Raw genomic sequence first — 16,783 nt, 5'->3', positions numbered from 1 at the left:
CCCGTCAGGTTGTGGTTCCCTGTCGGCATGACATCATGCACCCGTTCAACCACACTGAGAGTGAACACTATCAGCCTTGCCCCAGATGGCCCTGCCTTTTCTTTTGCGCTGCATGCGGGAGAATGTCTGGCGCTCCTGATGCTGAATGATTCGGGGCAGGCTCTGCGGGCGCTGTCCGATATCCTCTCCGGGCACCGACCTGTCGGTAGCGGCCATCTGACGCTTCTGGATCAGGATATCTCACACCGCCCTGTCGGCCAGCGCGGCCTTGCTGTCGTTGGCGCACGTGATCCTCTGTTCGAACATCTGTCCATCCGGCAGAATCTGGCCTTTCCTCTACGGGCGCGAAAACTGTCGCAGGATCAGGCGGCACATAAGATTGCCCAGCTTCTCGCGCTTCTCGGGCTGGAACAGCAGGCCGACGCGCCACCATCAGCCCTGACAGCCTCTGAACGACTGCGGGCACAACTGGCCCGGGCGCTGGCCACGGACCCGGCCACCCTCATTCTGGAGGATATTTTCGCCGGGCTGGACAGTGAAACCCGCACGGATATCCACCACCGCCTGATCAGGCTGCAAAGGGCGCGCGAGACCAGCCTTCTGCTCCTGACCCGTGACCGGAGTGACGCACTGGCTGCCGCCACCTGCATTGGCGTCATTGCAGATGACGCGCTTTTGCAGATCGGCTCAGCCGCAGAGCTGATTGACCGGCCCGCTTCCGCACGGCTCGCATCCGCCATGACGGACGCCAATATCCTCACCGGGCTGGCCCTCACGGTCGAGGATGACATTGTGGAAACGCGTCTCGCCTGTGGTGGTACGATGGAAGCGCTTGCCGAAGGTGATGTCGCGGAAGGCGATCTTGTAGAGCTGTGCATCCGCCCCGGCAAAATTGCGCTGATGTTTCCACGAGGAGCGGCCAATACGGATGGCGAGGCAGGCAGTCTTTCCGCGACCCTGAGTGACATCCGCAACGTGGGAGACCTGCTTCTTCTCCGCGTGCGACTCGCAGACAGCACGGAGATGGTCGTACATCGACCGGCAGGCTCGCTGCCACCCGGCACTGCCGTTGGACAGACGGTTCTGCTGGCCTGGGGCCCCTCGGCAGCGGTGGTCTTCCCGTCACAGGACAAAGAAGGCTAGTCTGCGGACCAGTCTAGGCTAACCCAAGGGCGTATCTTGTTTTCTTCTTCACCGAGCAAGGGTGAGTCGTTCCGGCTCAATGAAATGCCTGGCCGTCTGCTGGCCGGGCTGTCGGCCGTCCTGCTCTCGACCTGCTGCCTTGTTCAGAAATCGGATGCCGCCTCCCATGTCAGGCGGACCGGCACGCGCCCTCTCGTGGTTGCGACCCAGGGCGGTTCCCTGAACGCCACACTGAACGAAGTCGTCTGGAAACCCTTTTACCAACTGACCCATCAGAAGGTCAGAACCACGCTCTGGTCCGATCTGACTGACGCCAACTACACCCTGCTCCGCTCTGGCAGACAGAACTGGTCTCTCCTGCTCATACAGGATGATGACGCCGAAACAGGGTGTACTGAGGGACTCTTCCTGCCTTTTCCCGCGACGGCCTCCGAGAGCAGCAATGCCGATCCGGCCCGTTGCGGTGTGACCGCGCTTTCGCTGGACTACGCGCTGTCATGGGACAGCTCTCGGTTCGCCGATACACCGAGCTGGCGGGACTTCTGGGATGTCGCCCGACACCCCGGCAAGCGCGGGCTGCGCGCCGATCCCCGCATCACTCTGGAAATCGCCCTTCTCGCTGATGGCGTTTCTCCCGATGCCATTTACAGCACTCTGGCTACGCCTGCCGGACTCAACCGGGCCTTCAGGCGTCTCTCCCAGCTAAAGCCCTATATCGTCTGGTGGACGACCTCCGCCGAAGCCATGCATATCCTCACCAAGGGCGCTGCGCTGATGAGCGTCACGCCAACCAGTGAGATCGCCGCCGCCAACGCCGGTCTGCCGACACCGCGCTTCAGGAACCTCTGGTTTCCCCTTCTGCGGGTCAATTACGACTGGGTCATTCCCACCAACGGCAGCAGAGACGTAACGTCAGCGCTGGGGCTGGCCACGTGGGCTGCCGCGTCCGAGCAGCAGAATGCTCTCAACGCACGTCTGATCATTGCGCCACCGGAGTCAGCCCAGCCGCGTGTCGGAACGCTACCGCCGGCCTTTCCTCTGAATGTCGATTTCTGGCGCAGGAACCTGCCTGCGATCAAAACCCGCTTCGATCAATGGCTCAGCCAGCGCTGAGAGAATGGCAAGATGATTCCCCTTCCCGGCTTCCCTCCTGGTGTTGTTGCGACGCATGCGATCATCTCCTTTGTCGCCGCGATACTGATGGCGGCTCTCTGTCTGGCGACATCCCGTTCCCAGATCTGGTATTTTCTGACGATCGCCTTCTGGATACCGGATATCCTTGCTGCTTTTCTGCTGCCTTCTCTGGTCCTGTCGTCGCAATTCTTTCCGCGTGAACCCATTCCCACCCTCATTTCCATCATTCAGGGATTCCTCATCAGCCCCTCCCTGACGCTTCCCCTGATGGGCGCTCTGGTCAACGCGCAGCCGGATGTCACTCGGACCGCGCGCTCCCTTGGTGCGAACTGGTCCAGCCGGGCGTCGCTGTTGTGGCTGCCTCTGCTACGTCGCCGGATGATTCTGGGCAGCGTCGCCACAGCACTGCTTGCGGTCATCATGACGTTCGCCCTGCTCTGGCGTCCGCTGGCTGGGCCCTGAAAGACCATCGCCCCGCATCTTTCCCCAAAAGCGCGTTGAGGGTATCTTTCGTCATGGCCACCGACACTCCTTTCTGGGAAACCAAATCCCTTGAGCAGATGACCACCGAAGAGTGGGAATCTCTTTGCGACGGCTGCGGACGCTGCTGCCTGCACAAGCTGCGCGATGAAGATGACGGCAGCCTCTATTATACGAACGTCGCCTGTCGCCTGCTGGACACTCACACATGTCGCTGCACGGATTATGCCGGTCGTCACCGCAAGGTGCAGGACTGCATCACACTGACGGCTCCCATGCTGGAAACCATCGACTGGCTCCCGTCAACCTGCGCTTACAAGCGCCTGTCGGATGGTCTGCCTCTGCCCGACTGGCACCCGCTGCTGACCGGCAATCCGGATAGCGTCCGCGAGGCCGGTATTTCTGCCGGTGATCGCTGTATCAGCGAGCGCAGGGCTGGCAATCTCGAAGACTATGTCGTCGAATGGCCCGCACTCGACCCAAAGGATGAGCCTGCCGAATGAAGCCTCGGGTCCCCCGACCCTCTTCATCCGAGGATACGCTCCCGGACAGCATCCTGCTTCCTTCCGGCCCTTTCCCGATCACATGGCGACGCTCAACGCGCGCGCGGCGCCTGTCCCTCCGCCTGTCCCGCGCTGGTGACAGTGTGGTTGTGACATTGCCGCCCCGTGTTTCGCCGCAAACCGGGCTGTCGCTTCTCAACGCGCACCGCGACTGGATCATCCGGCAATTGCAGCGGCAACCGACGGCGATCAGCTTTACTGCGGGGAGCATTATTCCCATCAATGGTGTTGCGCACACAATCCATCACACACCGAACGGTCGTGGAGGAGCCTGGGAGGGTGCGGACCACAAGCTGCACGTCAGCGGGGATGTCGCCTTTCTTGGGCGCAGGGTGCGCGATTTCCTTCAGACACTGGCACACAAACAACTGGGCCAGCGGCTACAGGACCTTGCCGGACGAACAGGTTTTGCGCCCAAAACATTCGCTCTGCGTGACGCAACCTCCCGCTGGGGCAGTTGCAGCACGGCGGGACGGATCATGCTGAACTGGCGTCTCATCATGGCGCCGCATTTTGTGCAGGATTATGTCATTCTGCACGAGCTCGCGCACATGAAGCACCACAATCACAGCGCTGCTTTCTGGGCGTTGGTCGATCAGATGTGCCCGACCCGCAATGGGGCGGAGCTCTGGCTCAAAAATCAAGGTCTTTCGCTCATGCGAGCGGGCTGACAAGCCCACGTAAAAGGCTCTTACCGATCACTTTGTGACATGCTAGAAGCCCGCCACCAACGCGAACTTGGCGGAATGGTAGACGCACGAGACTTAAAATCTCGAGTCCGTAAGGGCGTGCGGGTTCGAGTCCCGCAGTTCGCACCACAATAACTTACTGTTTTTGTTCACGATTCTGGATTTCCGGAAACACACACCCCCGAAACTCTTACACAAGGTCTTACACAGACCGATGAGGGGGCAGATGAACAAGGCAGGAACATGCTCCAGTGCCGGGCAACAGGTTTCTATTTCAGGACACGAGTTCCCTCACATTTCTGTGAGATTCTGAAAAAGAATGAAATCTGCTTTTCGCTGTTCACCAGATCAAGGAAAGTCGCCCTCATTCGTGCTGGAACGGCATACGAACGGACACAGGCACTCTTTGCAAAGATCGAACACGCGATGGCTAACGAACCGTGGATCATTTCGGACGACGATAAACGGGATTATCTTGACCTTCTCAGGCGTTCCGCCCTTCCTCCCGAAACCGACAACGCCCAAGAAACAAGAGACAACCTGACGGATTACGTCCGGTCAAATCTCAAAAACAATGACGCCAGGGAATTCCTTGATTCAGTGATCCGGTCATATCGGCTCGAAATTGAATCGCTGATCGCTCAATATAAAGCCATCAATGCGGAACATCTCCTGTCTCATGTCAAAGAAGCAGACCGCATGACTGCTCTGACAGGGTATCTGAAGGATACAGCCGGACCCGCTATCGAAAAGGTCATCCATTCTGGTGAAATCCTTGCTTCCAGGGTCCAGGGGCATCAGGAAACCATCAAGGTCTTCGAGAACCAGTCCGCTCTGTTGAGAGAAACGCTTTCCCCTGTCTTCCGGCAACTGGAGGTGAAACCTTCTCCCCTGTTCTCCGAAGCAGTCTCTGCCTTCATCTCGTCGAAAGACATTAAAACCAAGCCAAACAGTGAACTGGCGATGATGGCCAACGTCTATCGCAGGTGGATTGAAATCAATGGCGATGAACCTATCCGCACCTATTCCAGCAGCCATCAGGTAATCCAGACGATTACGCAGATTCCTGTGAATATCTTCAATGACATCAATATATGACCTCGGTTGATTGGTCTGACCTGCCTTCCTGCGTCGTCTGCTGATGAACACGGTGTCAGTGAACTGCCACAGCAGATAGGCACCACCACCAGACAACACGACTTCGGTAGGCTCCGGAATTTCGTGAGTCACACAATACTGAACCAGCCACTCCGCCTTACCTGCATCGTCAAGAGCCTGCCATTCAGAAAACAGGTCCGGACGATAATGGTTATTATCCACCCATCTATCTGGTAATCCCTTGGATTTATCCCCTTTGATGAGTCTGCGTTTCTCGCCAATCTTGTTGATATCCAGGTCCAGCCACGCATGGGATATGGCGGAAATATCCTCTTTCCGCTGAGTTTTCCTGATCTTCGGGAAGAATGCCTGAGAACGATACAGGGCTTCGAATTTATTGCTGTCGATCAGTTCCCTGATTCCGCTCATCCCCTCTTCAGTGGCAGGAAAATATCTTCTGAAAACCCTGTTTCCGGGTCTGTGTTCTTTTGCATGGGGATCGTAAAACTTTGGACACCAAAAATCCTTCCAGAAACCAAGGATACTGACATAACACGTAGAACCATCGCGGTTTTTCGGGAATCTGGAAATGTCCCAGAAGGTGGACAGGTCGTTGTCCTTCTGGCCATTACTGTCTTCAATATCTTTAATACATATATTTCTCATCTCTATTGCTCCATTCTGGAGACCACAGAAATAAAAAAGAAAGAAAATATATTTTATTGTTGACTTCGTGTTATAATAACGCTATCTACAATCTCGCTCCAAACCTCGTAGGGAGGTTTTCTTTCTAATCTCATCCCTGCAATCCCGCCCCCGAGAGATTTGCCGTCTCTCTGGGGCTTTTTTGTATCTATCAATATTATAGATCAAAATCAAGAATAAATAGAAAAATACAAAGTATATACAGTATGAATCATCATGGCACTGCGAATAATATGGCGGACATCAGCACAATATGAAAGTTTTCACTTCAGGATTCCGCAGGAAATAAATCTTCCCTATCTATCAAAGGATATTTTAACTGAAGGACCGGGCTGTCCGCCTATTTTGGAACCAGTTTCCGGCGTCTTCATTTTCCGTATCATCTGTAATGCATGAACCGGATTTTTCATCGCTGTTTCAAGAACCGTGACATCCCCGGTTTTCTTTATGTAGTTCAGAAGTTCATCGAAATCCTTCTTTGCCTTGAGGTAGCTCTGGACAGATAAGTCCGATGACCATTCTTTTCGGGTGCGTTCACGTCCGGCAACATAGAAGTCTGCCATCCAGTTCAGGCAGTAACTGAAGTCCGCCTCATTGTTCGCCATATCAAGAGCCTTAAAATCACCCCGGTCATAGCGTAGTTTCTTCAACGCACTCTGAAACTCCTGAAGAGCCTTGCGAGTTGATGATCCATTGAACCACTTTTCTTTTTCGGTCAGATATTTGTCCCGAAGCGGTCTCAGGATTTCTTCGTGCTTCTGACGGACAAGGAAGGAATTACGTTCCGCTTCATCCGGAAACGGTTCCGGTTTGATATGGCTCCACCGGCTCTGGAATTGCTTATCAAGCTCGAGAAGTTTTCGATGAAATTCCTCCTGATCCGCCAGCATCTTCCGGATGGTCTGGCTCGCTTGCATGCGATCAGCGTTCTGAGCATGGATGGCGGTTTTCTCTTCCCGGCTCATGGCCTCAGTTGTCTCGCTGGTATCGTTGCCAAGGTCCGCACGAACATGGCCGATAGTCCCGGTCTCAGGAACAGGAGAGGATTTCCGGACCTCTGAAGGGAGTCTGTCCTTTTGATGGATGTTGGGTCCGATTTCTTCAGAAATTTGCTGTACGGGCATCTTAGGGGCTATTTTCGGGACCGCTGGCGAAGAACCCCCTTCAACAGGTTCATATTGGGTATCCGTGCCAGCGACATAGGATTCATACTGCTGACAGAACTCGCCTTTCTTCATCCCGAGCAAGCGGTTTGCTGAACCTATGAAATGATTATCGTCACTCACGATAATATAGGTATTCTCTTTATCTCCTTTTTTTACATGAAGCCCCATGTGCTTCATCTGCTCAATCATGCCGGAAAACGTGTCACACGAAATTCTCAGGTCTTTGAGATGCTGGCGAATATCCGGCAGACTGATGCCATGCCGTTCGGCCATGCGTTGCTGTGTCAGCGTAAACGATGACTCAACAGACTGATTCAGGTCAGGTGTGGCCTTCTGGATGGCATCCGCAATGTCATGCTTTCCCTCATCATGAAGCTGATGGATGACGACCTGCTGATGGCGTCCATGCACGATGTCATGACCAAACAGAACCTCACACGTCCGGGAAATCTTCTCCTGACGGACTTTCATGAACCGGCTGTCCAGAGCCTTCCCGTCTGCTGTCCGTTCCCTGACATAAAAATGGATATGCTTTGAAGCTTTCCCTGTGGCTTTGGCCTTCGTGTGTTCAACGATAGTGCAGGCATCCGGATCGAAGCCGAATTCGATAGCCAGCATGGAAACGGATTCCAGAAACTGCTCACGGCTCAGGTCATGTTGCGGATTGATCTTGAAATGCCGGACAGCATATCTGTCACCCCGGACACCGGCTTCATCATACTCCTCCATCACCTGGAATTCTGAACCCTGAATGACTTCGATGCTCTCGTTCTTCGCAACCCGGAATACATGAGCACAGGTCTTTCCCGGACCGGATGATGTCAGCATGCGTGCTGACTGGATGATCATTGCCGGATATCCCTGACGATCCGCTTCATGTCCTTCAGGAGCGACCGGCATTCACTGACAGCGACAGAGGCGTCCTCATGCCCTCCCGCATTCAGGTGATGAGCGATCTGGTTCAGATTGTTCCCGCATCTGGCAATCTGATCGGTGGCCTGATCCAGTTCACCCAGTAGCTGTTTCTTTTCGTGAGTAACGAAATCAGCAGATGCCATCAGTTCCCGGAAGAATGATGAGGCGGTCTGATGCCCGTGCTGTCTGGCAACCGTGTTCCATCGCTCAAGCTGGTCACGGGTGCATCTGACTGAAATACGGGTATCCTTTCTCATGGTTGCATGTCTCCTGTGGGGTCCACGGGGCGAAGCCCCTGGCCAGCTTTGACAGGAGGAAACACATGCAATGTGTAGCCGGATGCCACGCCTGGCAGTATATAAGTGGACTGAGGATGCAGTATACCACTTACCTTATATACAGAGTCGCAATGTGACATATATACTTATACTTATGATACGAATATCATCATAAATTTCATTTTTTACTTGACAAAAATTTGAGCTGTGCTATGAGAGTGACAGACCCCACAAGAGGGGCGCAATGAGGTTTCACAATGGGAGTTATTTTCGACACAATTAAAAGCATGTCTTTGAGCCAAGATGTTTCAGAGAGCAATTCTCGAGACTTTGGTAGTGCAAAGCATTGCAGAACTTTTCATTTCAGTCGCAATGATCTGGAAAATCTTTTTCCCGATATAGCCAGTCAGATTCCGGGCGGAATCGAAAAACTGGATATTGATTTTTACCGCCAGAAAAATCACTTTGAAGGTCTGTCTGATTCTGCCTTTGACGATGATTACGTTTTTGTCAGCAAAGCTCAGGACGTAACCGGAAAAACGTTTACTCTGGGTAGTGGTCCAGGCATTGAATTCGACGAAGATACCAGTATTGAGGAATCTGTAAGGCAGGCAATCGGACGCCACCTCCAATATGGGCTGTTCCCCATTCTGCACAAAGCAGGTTCTCCAGAGTGAAAGAGGTCGTTCTTTGTGACTTCCCTTCATGATCGTGGAATGAAGTCACAAAGATTCACCGGGTCTTTTATCCAGAAATGTCAGTGGGAAATTGACTGAAGCCACGATCTCAGAAGTTACCAAATAGCGCGATGTCCGCGTTCATGCGGTTTGGCAACTTCTGCATCTGTCTATCATCCTTGACCATCGCGGCAATACCATTCCGCTGAATGACAGAAGAACGATTTCACGCATTCAGACTCTGTAGGTCTGGGAAGCAGTTCCCGAACTCATTTACGTGACTCACAAAAATATTCGCCTCTATCTGGGAGAGCAATTTCCATGGTCCTCATCGGTAGTCCCATATGATTTCGGGCAATTCCCGGAATCCGTGTTCCTTTTAAATTATAATCAGTCACAGGGAACGATGAGAACCGTCGTCCCTATGATTCAAAAGGAACACAAAGGATGCGATATGGATACGCGCGAGTAAGCACGACTGACCAGTCCCTGGAACTCCAGGAAGAAACACTCCGGAAAGCAGGATGTGAAATCATCAGAGGAGAAAAAGTCTCCGGGTCATCACGCACCGGCAGAAATGAACTCGATATCCTGCTTCAGTTTCTTCGCCCCGGTGATTCCCTTGTTGTCACCAGAATTGACCGGCTGGCGAGGTCAATCAGTGACCTTCAGGACATCATGCGAACGCTGGAACAGAAGAATGTCTCACTGATCTGCACGGAACAGCCTATCGACACCAGCAATGCGATTGGCAAAGCTTTCCTGAATATGCTTGGGGTGTTTGCTCAATTCGAAAATGAACTCCGGCGGGAACGTCAGCTCGAAGGAATTGCTAAAGCAAAAGGTGTCTATAAAGGTCGAAAACAGATGCTGGATCATGACCGCGTGAAAGTCCTGAAGGCACAGGGGCGTGGTGTCGCTGAAATCATGCGACAGACAGGTATTTCAAAAACCCATGTCTACTGCATTCTGAATCATAATTCTGAGCAAAATTACGCCTGAGAATTTCGTGAGACACGAAAAGCAGAATATTGTGTGACACATAATTTCGCAATTTCGCGTCTCACAAAAATCTGTATGTATATACACAGCTTTTGGCGCATTTGTGCCGATATGTCACACATTTCCGCACAGACTTTTCCTGTTCTCGAAAAATTATAATCAGAGAGACACGATGAAAGTAGCTGTTTTCTGCTATTTTCGTAAAGTCATCCAATGATATTCGCCATGGTTATCCGGCGCATTTTTCATGCAGAAACAACACTGTTGCGCGCAATCCATATTTTTATGTTTGCATAATACAAATAGAAATCGAATTTCGTGTGACACATAATTCCAGATTTTTGTGTAACACGAAAATACAGAATATCGTTAGTCACGAAATTCTATGTCATACGCTGTATGACGCAATACCTGTCTGTGTCTGACGGTTTTTGCATTTCTGTTGTACAGGATTCCGTGTTCTGTCTGATATTTCCGGTAAATTGTCATACATTTCAGATTATCTGTAATACATAGTGTTTTTTATTTTCGTTAAACACGAAATGTATGATATATTATATGCATTGAAGGATTTTATTATTATGAGAAAAAGAGGTCGTCCACCTATTCATTCCAGAGCCATGACTAACCAGGAACGCCAGCAACGCAAGACACAAAAACAACAGCGTGACTGGACTGACGCTGTTTCTGCGCTTTCTGAACTGGGAGGTATCATTGAGAAAATAGACACGCTTAATCTGTCTGATGATGTGACGAACAGGCTTGCTGAAATCCAGAATGAAATCAGGAACTCCACCTATGGCTTCCGTGCCATAGCCTTGCACAAGTCAATATCTGCACCAAAAGAAACGGAAAGCTGGACGGTGGTGCCGTGAAGCCATTTTCGAAACAAAATTGCCATGTCTGACGCTTTCGGAAAGATGTCAGACATTTCAGCTATAATGTCATACATAGTGCGGAGAATGTATGGCAATGGTAGAGGATATTAATACAGAAAAAGGTTCGTGGAGCATCAGAGGCGTTTCCCCAGACATCCGGCAAGCTGTATCAACCCAGGCGAAAAAGGCCGGTATTCCTGTGGGTCAGTATATTGAGCAGGCCATTCGGGAGAAGATCAAGTCCGACCGGAACGGTGCTCGGTCTCTGACTATTGTAGGGAAGGCCCCGGTATGCATGCAGGACGCCAATGAATTCGTGGGTATGATTGCTACACTGGCAGGTGCCGGGGTTGAAATCCCGGTTTCCCTGTCAAAAAATGCTGTGGCATTGCTCAACAGGGTTGGACGGGATGTAAAGAGAGGCGGGAGAGAGAAACCCGTAAATCAGGATTAACCTTCCGGTTTCGCCTGCATGGTTCCGCTCATAATCTTATTGCCTCAATCCACTACCGATACTGCTATTCGCAGTGGAGAAGCTGTGCTTCAGCACGACACCATTGCGGAACGTGATGGAAAGAGCCTTGGTCCTGCTGTTTGATTTCGTTCCCAGAACACCAAGTCCAACCACATTCTGAGCGATGGAGAGACCATCTGACCTGTCGGACGAGAAGCTGTATGTCCAGACCTCATGGCCATTTTCGTAGGTCGTCTCCGATGGTTCACCATAAATCTGACGCACCTGAGCGGAAGTCGTGACACCATCATGAATGTTTTGATCAACCTCGGTGATCGTTGTGTTCCTGATGGACGCATTGCCACCGGAAGCACAGGCAGACACACTCGCAAGCATCGTCAATGCGATCACAGTTCTGATATTTTTCATCGGGATATCCAGGTTGTGGAAGGTGTCACTGACACTTCCCATTGCAGGCAGTCGAAACAGATTTTCCATCCCGCGTCAGATGACCGGTCGGAATGTCGTAGACATAAGTGGTAGCCGGTGCCCCCTTGAATTTCAGGGGACGGAACGCCGGAAATGATAGTGTGATGCTTTTTCCGGGCGCGACTGTTCTTTTGGGTTCATCAGCACAGTTTCCGAAGAACGAAACAGGGGTCGCGGATGATGCTGTGACTTTCACAATGGAGAACAGGGCTGGACAGGCTGTTCCGCCTCCATTCGTCAGCAACAGGTAGTCAGCGTCCTCTGTCCGGGTGATTTTCTCGACAAACAGACTGTTATTGCCGTCAATCTCGGGTGTCGTCAGACGGCCATTGATTTTCAGGATATTGTCAGGGCCATCCACCAGACCAAAACGCGTCTGTGCCTTGTGGATGTCGTCAGCCATTGCTGTTCCACAGGATAGAATTCCTGCGAAAACAGACAGGATTTTAAGGGACTTTTTCATTTCTGAAGACTTGTCCGGAAGTCAGGGTTATCTGAAATAGCCTTCAGGATAATGGCCATGGCTTTCCGGTGATTGCTGTTCATCAGTCTGTTGCGATGAATGAAGCCTGCAAGTCCCAGAAGAAGGGCTATACCGAAAGCCCCAACGAACAGAACCTGATACTCCGGAACATCAGGCTGGCCGACGAACACAGCGCGTCTTTGCGGAAGACCAATCATCCACCAGAACGCATCGATCACGGCGATAAGAATTAGAATCGCCACGATATATTGGCGCGTCAGACGCCATACACCATGGCCAGTGACAGCAAACGGTAGGCTACCGTTCACGGTCCAACCCGCACCAGTACCGACGTTCTGAACAACAAGATCAGGACCAGCGCTCACACCTTTCGGGGCTCCCCACACAACCCGGACAGTCTGCGTATCCGCTACCGGATAGACGCCCTGAAGCTGTTTTTCCCGACCACCGGGCGACCTGATCCAGCACTCCTGGTACTGGTTAATGGTGCTCGTGGCTTTGGGGCCATCCGTTCGGTAAACGCCCGGAGCAATTTCATAGGTCGTGGCTGTTCCGGTGGTCTCGACGGATGTGGAAGTCCATTTTCGTAATCCGTAAACCGTTCCTTCGATTCCGTATATCCAGAACGGTTTTCCAAAAATCGTGATGTCCATTTGACTATAGAATCACGGAAGAAAGCCAAAAACAGGCTCTTATACTGGCGGTCATGATGAACAGAGTCCCCGGAAATAAGATATGTTCCCCGGACGTTATCTCTGAATCACCTGATTCCGGAATATGTGTTTAATGCATAATATGAATATATGATGCTGAACATAGTTAGACCGCTGTGGGTGTCCTGAGTGCTCTCCAGACAGTCATCTTTGATACCTGAACGGTGTCACTGATAGCTCTGATGGACAGCCCCTGATCCCTCAGACGGTGGATGTGAGAGACTTCTTCCGGGGACAGGATGGGTTTTCTGCCAAGGCGTTTGCCTTTGGCTCTTCCGGTTTCCAGACCGGACATAATCCGTTCATGAATAATATTGCGTTCGAACTCCGAGAACCCGGCCAGAAGCAACAGAAACAGCTTCCCGCCTGCACCGGAGGTATCTATACCGAGATTCAGTATTCTGACGGAAATGTCTCGTTTTTTCAGGGTCTCCACCAGTGTCAGGACATCAATGGCATTGCGACCCAGCCGGTCTATTTTTGCGACGGTCAAAGAGTCACCCGGTTTCAGTCGTCTGATCAGTTTCCGAAGCCGAGGACGTGACCTCCATGGCAGGGAACCGGACAGGGTTTCCGCGACGATGTGGTCCGGCACAACGCCATCCTTGGTGAGGTCGGTGAACTGGCTGTCAGTGGTCTGTTTCGATGTGCTGACCCTCATATATCCATAGCGTTCCATGGTGATTTTTGTCCTGTTTCTGGTGCATTGAATGCATTCCATCCGTGTTGGTTGGTGGTCTCAGGAACAGTGTAACAAAACCAGGTGATTTTGGGACAGAACAACAGAACCGGCGATTAAGATTTTTTGTCGGCATTCTTTTTGATTTTTTCAGGAGTTTTTCTTAATTTCCATGCTTTAATTTCATTTGAACATTTTTCTCCTGTGGGATCAAGGATCAATTCATCCATAGTTTTAGGATAACAGGCCGATATCATTTCTCTTTTTGATACAAAAGCAGCCATAGAAATCATGATGACAGCTAAAACCACAAAATCGAAAAGTAGAATATTTTCCTTTTTCGAAAACATAGAGTTCAATGTTTTCTCATAAGACATTATAATAAATATTCTTTGCTTTTTCACACAACTATCAATTAGTATTTTTGCGTCATCATCATTTATTTTATATTTTTTTATATTTTCTATTTCATTCAAAATTGGATCAACAACACATCCTATAGAATAAGGAACCGCCTTACTAACCAATACATAAAATTGAGATAAAAGCATCATAGCAGAACATATAGTTATTAAAAACAATAATACGCCCTCAGAACCATTTACATCATTAACAGTTTTATAACTAAAACCAAATAATTGAGGGATAAATTTATATAGTATATAGATAAAAATAACCCACATAATACTTCCGGACGATACTGTCCAGTTTTTCATATTGTCAGAAAATGTTTTTTTAACATCATCACCGATGTATTCGATAAAATCCCTCACAATAGACTGGCAATCAGAAGATATCTCAGAAATTTTCCTTTCTATTTCTGACGAAATTTTCTCCAATTCTTTTTTCTGTTTACCATTCATTTTAAACTCAAAAACCTTCCAACTTTATAGAAAATTTATCAAACCTGTTTTGCACCCACAGAAATCAAATCCGGCCCGGTGCTGATACCGTAGGAAGCTGAAGCCGAAAACGGCTCACCTACCTCCATGATGCTCATCCGGGAAATTGACTCCGGGTATATCGGATGCAGAGGTGAATCAGATTCCTCAATGGTCTCAAAATCACCCAGCTTGGCTTTACAATGCTCGCAATGGTTCATCAGATAGGGTTCAGAGACGGTCCTGGAACTATCCATATACCAATGAGGACTGACTTGCTTGACTCGCTGAAGAACAGCGTCCGGCAAACCTCTCAGGTATGACAGGACCGTCGTATCAGTCCATTCGTCCCATACAATGGTTCCTTCGTCATTATCGTCCTCCCCTTCAATCCACTCGCTAACTTCATAGGAACCGGAGAGGATGAAGCCATAGACGCGGGTAATGCCTTCGCATTTCCAGCACGGTGTGGACGACTGGGAGATATAGTAGTTTTGCGCCCTGACATCCGGCTCAATGACTTTTGGAAGCCAGCGATTAAATGGAGCGGAGTCTTTGCCAGCCGGAACATACCAGACGCGAGCAACGCCATCCCATCTGGCACCGAGAGCCTTGGCTTCGTCTTTCTCAGCAAAAGGAACCACAAGGTCAATTCAAGACACTTACCGCTACTCCGTAGTCACATACCCTCCTGAGACTGTAACCTGCTGGCGAGAACTGGAGCAACCTGAGCACTCTATGGAACGCCTCAGGGGTATTGAGATAGCTCAGTTTGCCACCCTCAAAATCCTTGACCGATTTCACACAAAGTCTTACACAGACTCTTACACAAGTATTCAGAATTTTTTTGAAAACAGGATGTTATGGGCTGTGCGATTTACTTCAGTGGGTTCGAGTCCCGCAGTTCGCACCACCATAAAATGTTACTTCTATAATTATAGATCACCTGTAAAGGCCCGTTTTCTACATATAGATATTTTTTACTACTGAGCTTACCACCCTGATCTCATCTTCGCCATTGTGTTGTTCCTTGTCTCCGCAATCTTGCTGCAAACGAAAATCGTGACGATTTCTCAAAATACAAAACGAGCTATGTCTACCCTCATTCCCTCCTTCTGACCTTTGCGGTATCGCTCTTCAATGAAATGATACCGCAACAAGAACGGAAATCATGCCGGGATGGATCGCTCTCGCTGCACTGCTCGCGCTGCTCTGCACCGCATTCCTGCTGGTATGCGTCTTTGCGGCGGGACAACCCGGCACAGCAGGCCTATGGGATGTTACGATGATCGGCGGTTATTCCGCCCTATTCGCGCTTTTCCAGATGTTTTTTCTCACAGGTCGACCACTTGACAGGCCTGTGTATGAAGGAAGGTTCTTCCTCCGCCTGCATGAATATACGGCCTACCTGATCCTTTTACTGGTCATCGCGCATGTGATCGGAGGCGTGTGGGCGGAACCTCTGCTCTGGCGCGACATCTGGCCGCCCGTCTTGCCCGTCATGCAAACGGGTGCTCTCGCCAGCCTGCTTCTTGTCATTCTTGCTGTTGTGTCGCAACCCCGCTGGAAGCTGGCTGTTTTCCGTAACGCCCGCATCTTCCGTTACTGCCATTACGGTCTGGCGGCGATCCTGCTGTGTGTGACCGGCCTTCATGCATGGCAGGCGGGTTTTCGGATCGCCACACCTGCCTTGACATTCAGCCTGGTCGGGATGAGTGCGCTGGCTCTGGCTGTACCGTTGCTGGTACGGGCCTTGCCGGTTCAGAGTCGCCGGGGCGAGAAGCGTCTGAGAAATACGGCCGCGCTGGCCGTGCCTGTGGTCATCATTCTGGGGTGTGTCGGGCTGCTTGTGCCGGTATTATGCGCCATGTGGCTCAACAGATAATGCGACGCAACGCGCGATTAAGCATCGCGGCAGTCTGTGCCGCAGCCAGCATTGTCGGCGGTGCGGTCTGGTGGAGCGTCAGCGGGGCTCCGTACTCAGCGCAATCACTGCCTCTGATGCCGCTGACCTTTACGCATCAGGATCATGGCGCATTCAACTGCGTGGTCTGCCACCATAATTATACCGAGCCCAAACTGGCGTCATGGCCATTTCAGCATTGTATTGAATGCCACAAGAAGACGCCAGAACTGGCCCCGATCATCGAGCGACAGTTTCATCAGCAATGTGAAGGCTGTCACCTGAAGCTAAAGCGGGAAAAGCGGGCTTCAGGACCGGTTCGGGCTTGTCATGCGTGCCATGCGGAAGAGCGGCCTCCGCGATTCTGAAATCGGCACGACGGTTTCCGGGGGCTTTGCCCCGTGCCCACAAAGGGACGCGGTCCCTTTGATCCCGGTTTGAACATGAAAAAG

20 protein-coding genes, 1 tRNA gene and 1 pseudogene are annotated in these 16,783 nt (G+C 51.0%); 13 read left to right on the top strand and 9 right to left on the bottom strand.

All coding sequences use genetic code 11. The features are described from left to right. The first annotated feature begins 27 nt into the window (after positions 1-27). The 7 genes and pseudogenes from LKE90_RS13435 to LKE90_RS16535 all read left to right on the top strand — a co-directional run. Complete coding sequence (locus tag LKE90_RS13435; RefSeq protein WP_291491944.1) at positions 28-1,143, top strand: ABC transporter ATP-binding protein; 1,116 nt, start codon at positions 28-30, stop codon at positions 1,141-1,143. 84 nt (positions 1,144-1,227) lie between these two features. Next, complete coding sequence (locus LKE90_RS13430; protein ID WP_291491945.1) at positions 1,228-2,256, top strand: extracellular solute-binding protein; 1,029 nt, start codon at positions 1,228-1,230, stop codon at positions 2,254-2,256. 12 nt (positions 2,257-2,268) lie between these two features. Continuing rightward, a complete protein-coding gene (locus tag LKE90_RS13425) occupies positions 2,269-2,739 on the top strand; it encodes a hypothetical protein (protein ID WP_291491946.1) in 471 nt (156 codons plus the stop codon). 53 nt (positions 2,740-2,792) lie between these two features. Further along, complete coding sequence (locus LKE90_RS13420) at positions 2,793-3,260, top strand: YcgN family cysteine cluster protein (protein WP_291491947.1); 468 nt, start codon at positions 2,793-2,795, stop codon at positions 3,258-3,260. After that, a complete protein-coding gene (locus LKE90_RS13415) occupies positions 3,257-3,991 on the top strand; it encodes a M48 family metallopeptidase (protein WP_291491948.1) in 735 nt (244 codons plus the stop codon). The genes LKE90_RS13420 and LKE90_RS13415 overlap by 4 nt, the downstream gene beginning before the upstream one ends. Positions 3,992-4,052: 61 nt before the next feature. Then, positions 4,053-4,138: transfer RNA gene (locus tag LKE90_RS13410), tRNA-Leu, on the top strand. A gap of 114 nt (positions 4,139-4,252) precedes the next feature. Continuing rightward, a pseudogene (locus LKE90_RS16535) lies at positions 4,253-4,414 on the top strand (DUF6538 domain-containing protein); the annotation flags it as partial. A gap of 204 nt (positions 4,415-4,618) precedes the next feature. Here LKE90_RS16535 and LKE90_RS13405 read toward each other — a convergent pair. The 3 genes from LKE90_RS13405 to LKE90_RS13395 form a co-directional block, all read right to left on the bottom strand. Next, positions 4,619-5,773, bottom strand: coding sequence for a hypothetical protein (locus LKE90_RS13405; RefSeq protein WP_291491950.1), 1,155 nt, complete (start codon positions 5,771-5,773; stop codon positions 4,619-4,621). Positions 5,774-6,108: 335 nt separating this feature from the next. Then, positions 6,109-7,596, bottom strand: a complete 1,488-nt coding sequence (locus LKE90_RS13400; RefSeq protein WP_291491951.1) for a helix-turn-helix domain-containing protein — start codon at positions 7,594-7,596, stop codon at positions 6,109-6,111. A gap of 227 nt (positions 7,597-7,823) precedes the next feature. Then, positions 7,824-8,150 (bottom strand): plasmid mobilization protein, encoded by a 327-nt coding sequence (locus LKE90_RS13395; RefSeq protein WP_291491952.1) that lies wholly within the window; start codon positions 8,148-8,150, stop codon positions 7,824-7,826. Between the two features lie 278 nt (positions 8,151-8,428). Here LKE90_RS13395 and LKE90_RS13390 point away from each other — a divergent pair, with 278 nt between their 5' ends. The 4 genes from LKE90_RS13390 (at position 8,429) to LKE90_RS13375 (ending at position 11,182) form a co-directional block, all read left to right on the top strand. Further along, on the top strand, positions 8,429-8,848 hold the full coding sequence (locus LKE90_RS13390) for a hypothetical protein (protein ID WP_291491953.1): 420 nt from the start codon (positions 8,429-8,431) through the stop codon (positions 8,846-8,848). A gap of 447 nt (positions 8,849-9,295) precedes the next feature. Further along, positions 9,296-9,850 (top strand): recombinase family protein, encoded by a 555-nt coding sequence (locus LKE90_RS13385; protein WP_291491954.1) that lies wholly within the window; start codon positions 9,296-9,298, stop codon positions 9,848-9,850. A gap of 620 nt (positions 9,851-10,470) precedes the next feature. Further along, entirely contained in the window at positions 10,471-10,725 is a 255-nt protein-coding gene (locus tag LKE90_RS13380; RefSeq protein ID WP_291491955.1) for a hypothetical protein, read from the top strand. Positions 10,726-10,822: 97 nt separating this feature from the next. Further along, the gene (locus tag LKE90_RS13375) at positions 10,823-11,182 is read left to right on the top strand and encodes a hypothetical protein (protein WP_291491956.1); all 360 of its coding nucleotides are present in this window, start codon (positions 10,823-10,825) and stop codon (positions 11,180-11,182) included. A 36-nt stretch (positions 11,183-11,218) separates the two neighbouring features. On the opposite strand, the gene LKE90_RS13370 is transcribed toward LKE90_RS13375, so the two are convergent. The 6 genes from LKE90_RS13370 to LKE90_RS13345 form a co-directional block, all read right to left on the bottom strand. After that, positions 11,219-11,611, bottom strand: coding sequence for a hypothetical protein (locus LKE90_RS13370; protein ID WP_291491957.1), 393 nt, complete (start codon positions 11,609-11,611; stop codon positions 11,219-11,221). 25 nt (positions 11,612-11,636) lie between these two features. Beyond that, complete coding sequence (locus LKE90_RS13365) at positions 11,637-12,074, bottom strand: hypothetical protein (RefSeq protein WP_291491959.1); 438 nt, start codon at positions 12,072-12,074, stop codon at positions 11,637-11,639. Positions 12,075-12,130: 56 nt separating this feature from the next. Beyond that, positions 12,131-12,808, bottom strand: coding sequence for a hypothetical protein (locus tag LKE90_RS13360; protein ID WP_291491960.1), 678 nt, complete (start codon positions 12,806-12,808; stop codon positions 12,131-12,133). A 166-nt stretch (positions 12,809-12,974) separates the two neighbouring features. Further along, positions 12,975-13,547, bottom strand: a complete 573-nt coding sequence (locus LKE90_RS13355; RefSeq protein ID WP_291491961.1) for a recombinase family protein — start codon at positions 13,545-13,547, stop codon at positions 12,975-12,977. Positions 13,548-13,663: 116 nt separating this feature from the next. Next, positions 13,664-14,410, bottom strand: a complete 747-nt coding sequence (locus LKE90_RS13350) for a hypothetical protein (protein ID WP_291491962.1) — start codon at positions 14,408-14,410, stop codon at positions 13,664-13,666. A gap of 38 nt (positions 14,411-14,448) precedes the next feature. Then, entirely contained in the window at positions 14,449-15,072 is a 624-nt protein-coding gene (locus tag LKE90_RS13345; RefSeq protein WP_291491963.1) for a DUF5710 domain-containing protein, read from the bottom strand. A gap of 527 nt (positions 15,073-15,599) precedes the next feature. On the opposite strand from LKE90_RS13345, the gene LKE90_RS13340 reads away from it, so the two are divergent. Both LKE90_RS13340 and LKE90_RS13335 read left to right on the top strand, forming a co-directional pair. Next, a complete protein-coding gene (locus LKE90_RS13340) occupies positions 15,600-16,313 on the top strand; it encodes a ferric reductase-like transmembrane domain-containing protein (RefSeq protein ID WP_291491964.1) in 714 nt (237 codons plus the stop codon). Then, entirely contained in the window at positions 16,313-16,699 is a 387-nt protein-coding gene (locus tag LKE90_RS13335; RefSeq protein WP_291491965.1) for a cytochrome c3 family protein, read from the top strand. The genes LKE90_RS13340 and LKE90_RS13335 overlap by 1 nt, the downstream gene beginning before the upstream one ends. The last annotated feature ends 84 nt before the right edge of the window (positions 16,700-16,783 follow it).

Origin of the sequence: Acetobacter sp., assembly GCF_022483985.1 — a bacterium.
Lineage (GTDB): Bacteria > Pseudomonadota > Alphaproteobacteria > Acetobacterales > Acetobacteraceae > Acetobacter.
The sequence above is the reverse complement of the archived record's forward strand: the minus strand, read 5'-3'. Positions and strand labels throughout refer to the sequence as shown.

Excerpts from the sequence above, each read along its gene's own strand:
- LKE90_RS13435 (WP_291491944.1), top strand. The coding sequence starts at position 28 with ATGACATCATGCACCCGTTCAACCACACTGAGAGTGAACACTATCAGC.
- LKE90_RS13355 (WP_291491961.1), bottom strand. The coding sequence starts at position 13,547 with ATGGAACGCTATGGATATATGAGGGTCAGCACATCGAAACAGACCACT.
- LKE90_RS13430 (WP_291491945.1), top strand. The coding sequence starts at position 1,228 with ATGCCTGGCCGTCTGCTGGCCGGGCTGTCGGCCGTCCTGCTCTCGACC.
- LKE90_RS13350 (WP_291491962.1), bottom strand. The coding sequence starts at position 14,410 with ATGAATGGTAAACAGAAAAAAGAATTGGAGAAAATTTCGTCAGAAATA.
- LKE90_RS13375 (WP_291491956.1), top strand. The coding sequence starts at position 10,823 with ATGGTAGAGGATATTAATACAGAAAAAGGTTCGTGGAGCATCAGAGGC.
- LKE90_RS13415 (WP_291491948.1), top strand. The coding sequence starts at position 3,257 with ATGAAGCCTCGGGTCCCCCGACCCTCTTCATCCGAGGATACGCTCCCG.
- LKE90_RS13395 (WP_291491952.1), bottom strand. The coding sequence starts at position 8,150 with ATGAGAAAGGATACCCGTATTTCAGTCAGATGCACCCGTGACCAGCTT.
- LKE90_RS13400 (WP_291491951.1), bottom strand. The coding sequence starts at position 7,596 with ATGCTGGCTATCGAATTCGGCTTCGATCCGGATGCCTGCACTATCGTT.
- LKE90_RS13390 (WP_291491953.1), top strand. The coding sequence starts at position 8,429 with ATGGGAGTTATTTTCGACACAATTAAAAGCATGTCTTTGAGCCAAGAT.
- LKE90_RS13365 (WP_291491959.1), bottom strand. The coding sequence starts at position 12,074 with ATGGCTGACGACATCCACAAGGCACAGACGCGTTTTGGTCTGGTGGAT.
- LKE90_RS13335 (WP_291491965.1), top strand. The coding sequence starts at position 16,313 with ATGCGACGCAACGCGCGATTAAGCATCGCGGCAGTCTGTGCCGCAGCC.
- LKE90_RS13420 (WP_291491947.1), top strand. The coding sequence starts at position 2,793 with ATGGCCACCGACACTCCTTTCTGGGAAACCAAATCCCTTGAGCAGATG.
- LKE90_RS13425 (WP_291491946.1), top strand. The coding sequence starts at position 2,269 with ATGATTCCCCTTCCCGGCTTCCCTCCTGGTGTTGTTGCGACGCATGCG.
- LKE90_RS13360 (WP_291491960.1), bottom strand. The coding sequence starts at position 12,808 with ATGGACATCACGATTTTTGGAAAACCGTTCTGGATATACGGAATCGAA.
- LKE90_RS13370 (WP_291491957.1), bottom strand. The coding sequence starts at position 11,611 with ATGAAAAATATCAGAACTGTGATCGCATTGACGATGCTTGCGAGTGTG.
- LKE90_RS13380 (WP_291491955.1), top strand. The coding sequence starts at position 10,471 with ATGACTAACCAGGAACGCCAGCAACGCAAGACACAAAAACAACAGCGT.
- LKE90_RS13385 (WP_291491954.1), top strand. The coding sequence starts at position 9,296 with ATGCGATATGGATACGCGCGAGTAAGCACGACTGACCAGTCCCTGGAA.
- LKE90_RS13405 (WP_291491950.1), bottom strand. The coding sequence starts at position 5,773 with ATGAGAAATATATGTATTAAAGATATTGAAGACAGTAATGGCCAGAAG.
- LKE90_RS13340 (WP_291491964.1), top strand. The coding sequence starts at position 15,600 with ATGCCGGGATGGATCGCTCTCGCTGCACTGCTCGCGCTGCTCTGCACC.